The organism is Streptomyces sp. NPDC086549 (assembly GCF_044746205.1).
Classification (GTDB): Bacteria; Actinomycetota; Actinomycetes; order Streptomycetales; family Streptomycetaceae; genus Streptomyces.
This window is the reverse complement of record NZ_JBIVBS010000051.1, coordinates 1-10,308: the sequence shown is the minus strand read 5'-3', so window position 1 is coordinate 10,308 and position 10,308 is coordinate 1. Positions and strand designations below refer to the sequence as shown.

The following is a 10,308-nucleotide window of genomic DNA, read 5'->3' as shown; positions in this document are numbered from 1 at the left end:
AGCCGGTGGCCGTTCGTCTATGCGGGCACCATCCCGATGCCGGAGCAAACCCCCGGATCAGGTCGAACCGTACACCACTTCTCTGGACGCAACCCGCGGCGCCCAGCGCGCGCACGGCCTCCAGCACATCCGCGAGCTCCCCCGGCGCCGCGGCCTCATCAGCCGTGAGGAACTCGGCGACCTCCTCACCAAGCTTGTCCCTCAACCTCCCGCGGTACTCCTCCGGGCCGGCGGTGTAGACGACCGGCTCGGCCCCGCCCTCACGGATGATCTGCGGAATTCCGTCCCGCACCAACTTCCCGGACCCGCTGTAGCGCTCCACCTGCTGCACCCATCGCCGCGGAGCGGACACCAGCCGCCGCCCCTCATGCCGCCGCAGCCTAGGGAAACCACCTCACAACTCGCCATGCGAACCATGAATCCCACCCCTTCGGAGTGACCCCAGCCTGAGCGCACCGGCCCCCCTCTGAGGCGGCGGCCGAGAGATCGGCCCGCCCCAAGGGAACAGCCAATGGGCGCGTCATCACGGCTGCACACTGGCGTGCCGCTTGACCGGCCGCGCCCGGCGCGGGCGGTCAGCCGGGTGTGTGACAGCAGTGCTCATACCTGTGGGCCCCCAGCGGACGACGGCTCATTGCCGCTGCCCAGGATGTCGTGGATCCAGGACAAGCCTCCGAGATCCAGACGGCGACGGGTGCGTGTGACTGCTACGTAGGCCAGGCGGGCTTCGGCGTCGTCGATCGGTTCGGGTGGTGGCGCGGGGCTGGTGTCGTCAGGCATATCTCCAGCTCACGCAGCAGGGCTACAGCAATCAAGAGGCCAGCCGGATCGTCGGCATCAACCCGCGGACCGGTAAGCGGTGGCGGAACGGAGCGCGGCCCGGCGGAGAACCGTCTTCGACTCCGACAGAGCTCGACCCAAACGGAAGGAACCCCCGTGCCCGTCACCCGCGTCCCCCGCCGGCCGACCGCGCCGCGGCTCATGGCCGTGACCGCCGTGGCCCTGCTCGGATTTCTCGCCTGGTACCTGTTCTCGGGCCGAGGCGCAGGGCTGCTGCCACAGGACAGCTGGGGACCGTGGCGAGAAAAGCGGGTGCACGACTGGTCGGTGTGGGTGCGGGTCAACTCCTGGAGCGACGCCGCCGAAGCGGACGGGCACTACGGCAAGGCGGACGACTTCACACTGCAGGCCTACGGCACCTCGGCCACCGCCACGACCGTGATGGACGGCGCCCGGTTCACCCTGGCACCCGACGGCGAGCTCACCGTTGACGGGCCGCGCGCGAGATGAGGCGCGATGTCGGCGTACGAGTTGATGTGGCTCTGGCAAGATTTTCGTAGGCGGAGATCACCACGGGGACGCGGTCTGGTCTGTGCAATGGCGTCTCAAGTAACGACGTGGTCGGCTATTGAGCGAGTCATGCTTCGGAACGTGCTTGCATCTCCCCGGGATACTGAGGGGCATGGAGCTGCGTGGGGACAAGGTCGTACTGCGTTCGGTGGCCGTCGGTGATGGGGAGGCCCTTGACAGCATCGTGCGGGAGCCGGAAGTCGCGACGTGGTGGTCGCCCCTGGACGACTTCGAGGGCATGCTCGCCGTTGTCTTCGAGGGCGAGGTCATCGGAGCGATCCAGTTCGAGGAAGAAGCCGACCCCGAGTTCCGGCACGCCGGCATCGACATCTTCCTGACGGCGCGGCATCACGGGAAGGGGATCGGCACCGACGCCGTACGCACCCTGGCCCGGTGGCTGGTACACGAACGCGGCCATCATCGGCTGACCATTGACCCCGCCGCAGCCAACACCGCGGCGATCCGCAGCTACGGCAAGGTCGGGTTCAAGCCCGTGGGGATCATGCGCGCGTACTGGCGCAACCACCGGACGGGCGCCTGGCAGGACGGACTGCTCATGGATCTGCTCGCCGAGGAGCTGACCTGACCGGTCGGTGTCAAGTACACCGGGCGTGACGTGATGAGGGCCGCACGGGTTCTTCGGGTGTGCAAAAGAAGTGGGCCCGCGCGGCCTTGTCCCATCCCGCCTTCACCGGCATCTCCACATCTCGGCGGTTTGGCCGAAGAGTTGGCCGAGCCGTGGTGCGCGCGGCACGAGGCAGACCTGCACGAGCGGCGTGGCCACCAGCGGCTACGTGCCCCCGGCGCCGGCCCCAAGCACGAGCTGGTCTTCACCGACCGCGTCGTGCTCACCCTCGTCCACATGCGCACGACCTGCCGCACGCGCCCCTCGCCACGCTGTACGGCGTCGGCCGCTCCACGGTGAGCGAGGCAATCGACGAGATCCGCCCCCTGCTCGCCCGCAACTGTCCTTGGTGAACGGCCAGATCGATGAGACTCGCCTTCGAACGTCGGGACTTCCACAGGCTCTACGAGTCCTGTCGAAGATCAGGGCCGAGTTCACCCTCCTGGCTTCGTTCACTTCGAGTAGCAGCGTTTGTCCATCGGTTGGAGACTCGGTCAGGGGACCGAGTCTCCGTGGATGTTCACGAGAAATGACGGCACTCGTGGCTGATGCGCCGTGGCCGTGCCTGGTTGGGAAGCAGGCAGGTGATATTGCGTTGTAGGCCCCAGCTGGGCTGCGAGAGCATCCGGGGCATGGAGGAACCTTCCGAAAATCTCAGTTCTGACCGGGTTGAACTGCGTCGGTGGCGCATGACCGATCTCGACGTCCTGGAACAGGCGATCTACGAATCCCTGGACCATCTCGTGCCGTGGATGCCCTGGGCGGCCAGCCACGGCAGACAGCAAACCGTCGACTTCCTGGCCCGAAGCCACGATGAGTGGGAGACCAGGCAAGCCTTCGGTTATGCGATCACGTCAGGTGCCACGGTGATCGGCAGTTGTGGTCTGCATCGCCGCATCGGTGCGGGCGGTCTCGAAATCGGCTATTGGATTCACCCTCGTTGGACGGGACAAGGTCTCGCGACAATGGCTGCGTCAGGTCTTGTCAGCCAGGGCTTCCAGCTGGCGGGCATCGACCGTATAGAGATCCATCACGATGCTGCCAACCCAGCCAGTGGGGCCGTCGCCCGCCGCTTGGGTTTCACTGAGATCGAACGCATACAGGTGCCTGAAGGCCCCTGCGCTCCTGGCGAAGTGGGGATCGATGTCGTCTGGCGGATGGCTGAAGACCAATGGCGGGCGGGAGCACCTGAGCACGCTCAACGAGCGACTTGAGTAAGGGCTGGTGCGAGGCTCCCATCCTGGTGGCTCGCCCGTGCAAGAAGTGGGCCACCAAGATCCTTCACCCGGCAGCCGTCTGCTGTACCGTGCGGGCTCGGGTGCTCGCGAGCCGGTAGGAGTCGGTGTCGGTCTCTCATCGTCATGCCGCCGCAGCGGTCGCGCCGGATCGCGGTGTACAGCTCGACCTTCGACATCTGCGGCATGACCAGGGCCTTTCACCAGGAGCACCTCGATGCTGCCCAGGCAGGGAACCCAGCGCCGTCAAAACTCTTGAACATCACCCGACCGTGGATCTGGGTGCCTCCCAAACCCGTGAACAACTGACGACGCAACTCGTGAACAAAGCCACCCTCCTGCTGCTTCCGCGGAGCAACAGGTCGTGGTCAGGCCAGAAACTGCACTGGCAACCGAGGGCGGGGCACCAAAGCGCGCCAAGCAGTGCCAGACCTTCTTGAGCGCCTGCGAGTCGTAATGGCCCGTGCGGGCGGCCCTGCCGATCGCCCAGGGGTCCAGGCATCCGTCGACCGCAATCTTGGCGCCCAGGTCGACGTATTCCTGACCCCGGTAGTCAGGGTGTTGCCGCAGATGCCCCACGGTCAGCCGGAAACCTGGATGCCACTCGATCGGGCACGGAAGCCGGCGGGCCGCCTCCTCCACGTCCGTGCCACGGTAGCTGGGGTCCAAGACCAATGCCTCAACGTCCCGGTCGAATCTGACAGATCCGTGGATGTGAGCCTCAATGTGTCCGTCCAGGGCGTCCAGCCCGTCAGCCTCGGCCATGCCGATGAGGGCGAAGCGGGACGTCACAGCGAAGGCCGAGGGTTCCGTCGAGCTGTCTGGATAGCAGAAGGTCGCGCGCTCGAGGGTGTCAGTGGTGAGCCGGAAATGCGAGGAGCCGAATCGAGGTGCCCCGCCGACCGGCAAGTTCCGATAGTTGAGCGCCCCGTGGACAGGACGCTCGTGAGGTGCGGCGTGATCGTACGCGCCGCCGAAGATGCGGCTCTCCCAGCGCCACCGATCTCCGCCCGGATACGCAGTCAGGCCACCGTTGCCGGTACCGGTCACAAACTGGGAGTAGTAGACGCCGTCCTCCGCCATCCGAAGAAGAAGGAGTCGATTCCCCACCATGCGGTCGGGGTGAAAGTTCATGGTGAGCTTCGGCCCGGGGCCGAGAGGGGCGCCGGACGACCGAGCTGCCACGTGCCGCAAGGCTGAGTGGTGAGGTGACCAGGGAGTGCCAGCAACCATCCACGCAGTGTGCAGGAACGTCAACGCTCGCCACACGCGAATTTTTCGGCTCGTGCCTCCCCTCCCGTAGTCCGGAAAAGCTGTTCGTGCTCGCTGTGCGTTTTCGCCTCCCGCCACGACCTACTGCTCTCCATCGGCCGGCGGCCGCGGCTGGCCGGCCTGTACGCCGAGGCTGAGCGGGTGCGGGGCGACAGCTTCCGCGTGGACTGGCGCATCACCGACCTGGTCCGGCACGCCGAGCGGTGCGGCGCGCCCGGCCCGGGCGTCGTCTGCCCGGACGACGGCCCGGAGTTCACCGCCCATAGGAGCAGGTACGGGCGGCGCTGAAGAAGGAGCCCCGCAAGGAACCCGAACTGGCCCGCCGCGCCGGCCGCGCATTGTGCGACGGCTGCACCGTGCATTAGCTGATGATCACCGCCCGCTGTGCTCCTCGGCGCAGCGGGCGCCCCCTGCAGTGGATGGAGGAGATGACCATGGAGACGAACCCCACCGCCCTGCTGCTCGAACTCGCCGCCCAGGCCCGGCGTGTGAGCGACCCGGACTCGCTGCACGACTTGCTGTCCAGGTGCCACCGCGCCTGGTGCGAGGGCGTCGCCGACGTCCAGGCCGGCGCTGACCGGGAGACCGCGAGCCTGTCCGATGTCCAGCTCGCCGAGCGGTGCGCCGCTGCGGGCGTGCCGTGGGAGGAGGGGATGACGCGCGGGGAGGCGGTCTCCGCTCTCGCTTTCGTGACGTGAGATGCCGCGCCGGCCGCGATGGCCTACACAAAGCTGGAGGAGCGTGCGGCACGCTTCGGGGTGTGCCTGCTGGGCGAGGAGGTGCTGTAGGCGGATTTGGCGTCAGGCTGGACAGCAAACCGCTCCCTTTGGCCTTATCGAACATGTCACACTCTTCCAGGTGCCGGCACCGCCGCCCTGACTCCTCCAAGGGGACCTGATGTCTTCCGCCGACCGGCTCGTGGACACCGCGCAGATCGTGTCCGAGTTCGGCACGAGCAAGCCCCGGGTCAGCGAGTGGAGCAACACCCCGGACAGCGGTTTCCCCGCAGTCGCACACACCGAGGGCCGCAAGCGGTTCTGGCTCTACAACCAGGTCGCCGCGTTCTTTGCGCAGCGCGCCCCGAAGAAGCGCACGCTGCCGGCCGCAGTACTCGAAGCCGACCAGGACGAGCTGCTGACCAAGCGGGAAGTGGCCCAGCTTCTGGGGTACACCCGCACGTCGACCATCGACGCCTACTTCCGCGACCGGCCCGGCTACTTCCCCGAGCCCGACGAGGACGTCGACGGCCCGATGTGGCGCCGCGGCACGATCGTGGCCTGGGTCGCCAGCCGCCCCGGCAAGGGCCGGCGCAGCTCCGCTCCGGCGGCAGCGCGGCCTGCGGTGCCGGCGGACGGGGACCCCGAGGAGTTGCTCGGCACGGCCGAGGTCGCTGCACTGCTCGGCTACGGCAGCCCGGCCTCCTTCTCCAGCGCCCTCTACCAGGGACGCATCCCCGAACTGCCCGAGCCGGACGCCCAGGTGAAGGAAGAAGGCAGCCCGCGGCCCGGGCCGCAAGAAATGGCGGCGGGCGACCGTCGTCGCTGTCGCCCGCAAGCGTGGAGTGCTGCCGCCGGCCGACCAGAACGAGGACCTGGTCGGCGCCGCCGAGGCAGCCCGCATCCTGGGATACAGCAACGCCGACAGCTTCATCAGCGCACTCGGGCACGGACTCCTGCCCGACCTCGAACAGCCCGACGGGTACGAGTACCGGCGCGGCAGTGCTGGCCGGCCGCGCCAGCAGCGCTGGAAACGCTCCCGCCTCGAAGACCTGGCCGCCCGCCGCTCCTCGACGCCCTGACTGCGGTACACCGAACCCCGTCGCAGGCCGGATACCGTAAGACCGCGGCCTCTGGCTTAAGGGAACGACGAACACCCGGCAGGCCAGACACCGCACGATGGCCGGCACGGAGAGACCAGCCACCACTCCCCCGCGAAGCCACACGGCTCCGCGGAACCGGCCATCACTACGGATCTCCTGCTACTTCCGCCTCAGCCACTCGGGGAAGCAGGTCTCGAGCGCGTTGAGTGCTCCTGGAATCCGAATCAGCAGGCCAAGCCTCGGCTGCCGGAAAAGCGAGCTTTGCAGCGAGGTCCTGCCGATGCCGGTGGTGGTCCACGGCAGGGCCGGCCCACCGCCGCACGTGCGCGGCCACCATGTCTTAGATGTCAGGTGTCGGTGTGGCGTCCACCTTGGTCACCTGGGTGCCGATGGAGTAGACGGCAGGCTTGCCGTCTGCGGAGATGATCCCGAGCTCCGTCTGCGCGTAGTGGCGGACGACCTTGTACATATGCGCGTCCGGGTTGCGCTTGACCAACGGCTTGTCTGAGTCGCCGAGGTTGACATAGGAGTGGAGGTCCTTGGCGAGGAAGGTCTCATCGACAGCGCTGTCGGACAACACGAGCGCGCCACCGTCAACGGTCTTCGCGGCGAAGGCGTCCCCGGCGCGGGGGGCGGTCTTTTTGAAGTCGACCCAGGCGTGCCCGTCCAGGTTGTCGGCCCGCTCGGTGTACCAGGACCTGCCGATGCGCCGGGCTGAGGTGTCGGCGAGCGGGGTGTTGCGGCCGCCTGTCACCCACAGATCGGTGACCAGTTCCGGCAACTGCGAGGGTGCCGTCCTACCGATCTTGGTGCCGGGGTCGACGACCTTCATCAGCCCGGCTTCGTCGAGGGCGATGTGCGGCACCCTGGCCACGTCAGCCCCTTCGAAGTCACGGGCAACGACCATCCGCCAGCCGTCATCGGAGCGCTTGAAGACGAGGAACCTGATGTCCTTTGACCACAGCTTGCCCGGCCTGCCATGGGTGAGGTGCGCGCCTTGGGTGCGCACCAGGAACCAGTCGGCCTTCGAGGAGGCGGGCGGTATGTAGAAGGTGCGGTTGACGTACGCGAACGGAGCGAGATTACCCGCAACCTCGCTCTTGCCGAGCGCTGGGATCTGCGTGAAGTACGCCTGGTCCATCGCAAGGACAGCGCCGCCTTCCGCCCTCGCCATGAGTGAGGCGGAACGCCGGGCGTTGGCCTGGTTGTTGACCTTCTGATAGGCGTCCACCGCCTTGTCCGCCTCGGCCTTGGTGAGCAACGGCCTCTCGGCCGACGCAGCGTCCGCGCGCCCGGAACCTCCGTCGGCGGTGGAACATCCGGTCAAGGAAGCCGCAGCTGCGAATGCGGCCGCGGCGAACACGCCCATGCGCGTGGCACGGGCTATGTGAGCAGAGCGGGCCAAGTAAGCCATGGCAAGGTATCCCCGTTTCTCGTGTACTTTCGGCGACCACCCTGTGCAGCGCGCACGAGACGATCGCCGTGCCACGGTATCGCCCCCCCTCACCCGGGCGGCAACTCCGGCCCCGCTCCGGAACCGGACCGTAACCATCCGCCTCACGAACATCAGCTGGCATCCACGGAGTTGACGGGCGGCAGCAGGCCGCTGCCGGGCCACAGGGGAGATCCGGCGTCAGCCCAGACCAGGTACCGGCCGAACTCGACGAGAACCGCGATCCGGTCGGCGGGCCCGTACGCCAGACGCGCCCCGAACGCGAGATCGACGGCGCAGATCTCGCTGCGCACGTACCGCTTCTCATCCGTCCGGGCCCAGCCGAACGAGGTCGGTAACCATCACCCGCCAGCCGTTCCTGTGCGTACTGACACACCCGAAGACCCCCTTCGCCCTGCAGAAGAGCCGGGAGCCCCGGAACAGCCCGTTGGCGATCTGGGTGAACTGGTCGGCCGCCATCACACCCCTGCTGACGCCTGCCCCGAAGCGGCTCACCGCCGTACCTCCGAAGCGGGCCGCGTGCGGTGGCCAGGGCAGCACACGCGGCCCGCCGAGGTGAGGCGGCCGGCGGGCCTGGACGCGCGGGCGTGCGTGTGTTCCATGTCGTCAGCTCACCTGCCGACCCCGACCAGGCTGACGGCCACGAGCCCTGACCATCGGTCACGATCCAGCAACGTAGCCGTCCAGCTGCCGTGGTCGGGCTCGTGGCCGGGCCGACCATGACCCCGACCATGGACTTCGTGTCCCCATCGTGACCATGGTCGGGGGTTCGTGGTCGGTGGTCGGGTCGGTATCGCCGGGTTTTCTCAAGGTCAGCAACATCCATTCTGACCTGGGAGTTTGACCATGTCCCCTGGCAAGCAGACCTCACAGAGCGAGGCCGCTGCTCCGATAGCGGCCGGCGCCCGGCTGGAGGCGATCCGCCGCCGCGCACGCCTCTCACACGTAGCGGTCTGGACCGTCATCGCAGCTGGCCCCATGGCCCTGTGCGCCGCCGTCACCTCCACCCCGACCACGGTCGCGGCGGCCCCCGCGACCAAGCCCACCACCGTGCCCACCGCGGCGACCGCCGCCGCCCCGGGCGGCTATGCGCAGCTTTTCGTCAGCGTCTGGTTGCGCAGCAGCACGGACGACGAGACAAGTGCGCAGGCACGGCTTGCGCAGTCCCTCGCGCCGGACGTCGATCTGCCGGATCCGGTCACCGGTGTGCAGCCGAAGCTGGCATCGGTGACCGCCATGCGCAGCGCGAGGACGGCGAGTGGGCAGTGACCGTGGCTGCGCAGTACGCCGACGGACGGCTGCGCCACTTCGTCGTTCCGTGGCCGCCGACCCAACAGCGCGATGCAGGAGCTGATGCGGCAGACCGCGCCCGAGGCCGAATGCCGACGCCAAGAGCAGGCCAACAGCGCGACAAGGTGTCCGCCGACTACGCACGCCCCCGCCAGGTGGCGGCGCTCGAGCGCGCCGCCCTCCCTTTGGCCGGTGCCGAGCCCCTGGACCAGCTCACGACCCGGGCCACCGGCCAGCTGGGCCGTGTGAACCAGCTCCTCGCCCAACTCGCCCCCACCACCCCACCGGCCGTACGGCTGCAGAAGGGATACCGGTGACCACCGCCTTCGAGACCGTGTCGTCCGGTCATACTCCAAGTCAGGTCGAGCCACTGCCGCATCAGCTCCTGGCCGTGCTGGGGCAGCACCGGATCGCGACCACGAACCAGCTCCAAGACCTGCTACGGCCCGGCAGGGCACGGCAGACCGTCTCCACGCCACGGAACAAGCTGCGCCGTGACGGCCTGGTGGACTACACGGTGCTGCCGCAGTCCAACCGGTCACGCGCCTGATACCTGACGGGCGAAGGGGCCCGGCTGATGCGGGACTTGCCCGCGTTCCGGGGCCGGCCGCCGTATCCGATCACCTCAGCCACCGCTGCCTCGTTGAAGACGCCGCACACCCTGACCGTGCTCCGCGCACACCTGGCGTTCGTCGCCGACGCCCGCAGGCGCGGCGACGAACACGGACACCTGGACCGGACGCCTGAGGTCTCCCACCCGCGCGGTTCACCAGCGCGTCTCGCCGATACTTCGCCGCCTTCCGCAGGATCTCGCGTTCCTCCTCCAGTTCACGGGCCTTCTTGCGCAGGGCCGCGTTCTCCGCCTCAAGCGCCGTGGGCGGCTCGGCGGGCGCCGCCGCCCGGCGTCCCCGTGGCCGGCTCGCTCCGGCCGCCCGGACCCCGTTCCGCAAGTCTCCGGGTTCACCCCCAGATCAGCGGCGACCGACCTGATCGTCGCTTCCGGCCGCGACTCGTACAACGCGACCGTGTCCGCCTTGAACTCCGGCGGATAGTGCTTCATGACCACGGGACATCCGTTCTCCTGGACTCAAGATCCAAGTGTCTCGGGTGTCCAAAATCCGGGGCCAAGCCCCGACTGCACATACCAGCGCGTGCTGGTCCTGACCGGCCTCGCGCTCTGACCTGCCACGGACAGATCGGAAAGAACGGCCGCGGCCCACTGTGCGGGGCTGCGGCCGTTCCTATTGTCGGGTAAAGGATTCGG

At 68.2% G+C, this 10,308-nt stretch carries 13 protein-coding genes and 2 pseudogenes; 10 read left to right on the top strand and 5 right to left on the bottom strand.

The window, feature by feature from the left end; translation table 11 throughout:
- Together ACIPSA_RS51005 and ACIPSA_RS51000 are read right to left on the bottom strand one after the other, a co-directional pair.
- Positions 1–322, bottom strand: a 322-nt coding sequence (locus ACIPSA_RS51005; RefSeq protein WP_402649073.1) for a nucleoside triphosphate pyrophosphohydrolase, incomplete at its 3' end; no start/stop codon positions are given.
- 278 nt (positions 323–600) lie between these two features.
- A pseudogene (locus ACIPSA_RS51000) lies at positions 601–771 on the bottom strand (DNA helicase); the annotation flags it as partial.
- A gap of 165 nt (positions 772–936) precedes the next feature.
- On the opposite strand from ACIPSA_RS51000, the gene ACIPSA_RS50995 reads away from it, so the two are divergent.
- The 4 genes from ACIPSA_RS50995 to ACIPSA_RS50980 all read left to right on the top strand — a co-directional run bounded on the left by ACIPSA_RS50995 (position 937) and on the right by ACIPSA_RS50980 (position 3,189).
- The gene (locus ACIPSA_RS50995) at positions 937–1,290 is read left to right on the top strand and encodes a hypothetical protein (protein WP_402649070.1); all 354 of its coding nucleotides are present in this window, start codon (positions 937–939) and stop codon (positions 1,288–1,290) included.
- 172 nt (positions 1,291–1,462) lie between these two features.
- Positions 1,463–1,936, top strand: coding sequence for an aminoglycoside 6'-N-acetyltransferase (aac(6'), locus tag ACIPSA_RS50990; protein WP_402649067.1), 474 nt, complete (start codon positions 1,463–1,465; stop codon positions 1,934–1,936).
- 129 nt (positions 1,937–2,065) lie between these two features.
- On the top strand, positions 2,066–2,275 hold the full coding sequence (locus tag ACIPSA_RS50985) for a hypothetical protein (protein ID WP_402649065.1): 210 nt from the start codon (positions 2,066–2,068) through the stop codon (positions 2,273–2,275).
- A 332-nt stretch (positions 2,276–2,607) separates the two neighbouring features.
- Positions 2,608–3,189, top strand: coding sequence for a GNAT family N-acetyltransferase (locus ACIPSA_RS50980; protein ID WP_402649062.1), 582 nt, complete (start codon positions 2,608–2,610; stop codon positions 3,187–3,189).
- 267 nt (positions 3,190–3,456) lie between these two features.
- On the opposite strand, the gene ACIPSA_RS50975 is transcribed toward ACIPSA_RS50980, so the two are convergent.
- Positions 3,457–4,344, bottom strand: a complete 888-nt coding sequence (locus ACIPSA_RS50975) for a DUF3626 domain-containing protein (RefSeq protein ID WP_402649059.1) — start codon at positions 4,342–4,344, stop codon at positions 3,457–3,459.
- 279 nt (positions 4,345–4,623) lie between these two features.
- Here ACIPSA_RS50975 and ACIPSA_RS50970 point away from each other — a divergent pair, with 279 nt between their 5' ends.
- From ACIPSA_RS50970 to ACIPSA_RS50960, 3 genes are all read left to right on the top strand, one after another.
- Positions 4,624–4,770 carry a hypothetical protein gene (locus ACIPSA_RS50970; RefSeq protein WP_402649056.1) on the top strand — a complete coding sequence of 49 codons (147 nt, stop codon included), beginning with the start codon at positions 4,624–4,626 and terminating at the stop codon, positions 4,768–4,770.
- A gap of 146 nt (positions 4,771–4,916) precedes the next feature.
- Positions 4,917–5,180 carry a hypothetical protein gene (locus ACIPSA_RS50965; RefSeq protein WP_402649053.1) on the top strand — a complete coding sequence of 88 codons (264 nt, stop codon included), beginning with the start codon at positions 4,917–4,919 and terminating at the stop codon, positions 5,178–5,180.
- Positions 5,181–6,043: 863 nt separating this feature from the next.
- The gene (locus ACIPSA_RS50960; RefSeq protein ID WP_402649050.1) at positions 6,044–6,280 is read left to right on the top strand and encodes a hypothetical protein; all 237 of its coding nucleotides are present in this window, start codon (positions 6,044–6,046) and stop codon (positions 6,278–6,280) included.
- A 361-nt stretch (positions 6,281–6,641) separates the two neighbouring features.
- Here the strand turns inward: ACIPSA_RS50960 and ACIPSA_RS50955 are convergent, their stop codons facing one another.
- Both ACIPSA_RS50955 and ACIPSA_RS50950 read right to left on the bottom strand, forming a co-directional pair.
- Positions 6,642–7,562, bottom strand: a complete 921-nt coding sequence (locus tag ACIPSA_RS50955; protein ID WP_402649048.1) for a hypothetical protein — start codon at positions 7,560–7,562, stop codon at positions 6,642–6,644.
- A gap of 305 nt (positions 7,563–7,867) precedes the next feature.
- The gene (locus ACIPSA_RS50950) at positions 7,868–8,047 is read right to left on the bottom strand and encodes a hypothetical protein (protein ID WP_402649046.1); all 180 of its coding nucleotides are present in this window, start codon (positions 8,045–8,047) and stop codon (positions 7,868–7,870) included.
- Positions 8,048–8,600: 553 nt separating this feature from the next.
- Between ACIPSA_RS50950 and ACIPSA_RS50945 the strand changes: the two genes are divergently transcribed.
- The 3 genes and pseudogenes from ACIPSA_RS50945 to ACIPSA_RS50935 form a co-directional block, all read left to right on the top strand.
- The gene (locus ACIPSA_RS50945; protein WP_402649043.1) at positions 8,601–9,023 is read left to right on the top strand and encodes a hypothetical protein; all 423 of its coding nucleotides are present in this window, start codon (positions 8,601–8,603) and stop codon (positions 9,021–9,023) included.
- Between the two features lie 146 nt (positions 9,024–9,169).
- Complete coding sequence (locus ACIPSA_RS50940; protein ID WP_402649040.1) at positions 9,170–9,361, top strand: hypothetical protein; 192 nt, start codon at positions 9,170–9,172, stop codon at positions 9,359–9,361.
- A pseudogene (locus ACIPSA_RS50935) lies at positions 9,358–9,825 on the top strand (replication-relaxation family protein); the annotation flags it as partial. The gene ACIPSA_RS50940 and the pseudogene ACIPSA_RS50935, both read left to right, overlap by 4 nt.
- Between the last annotated feature and the right edge of the window lie 483 nt (positions 9,826–10,308).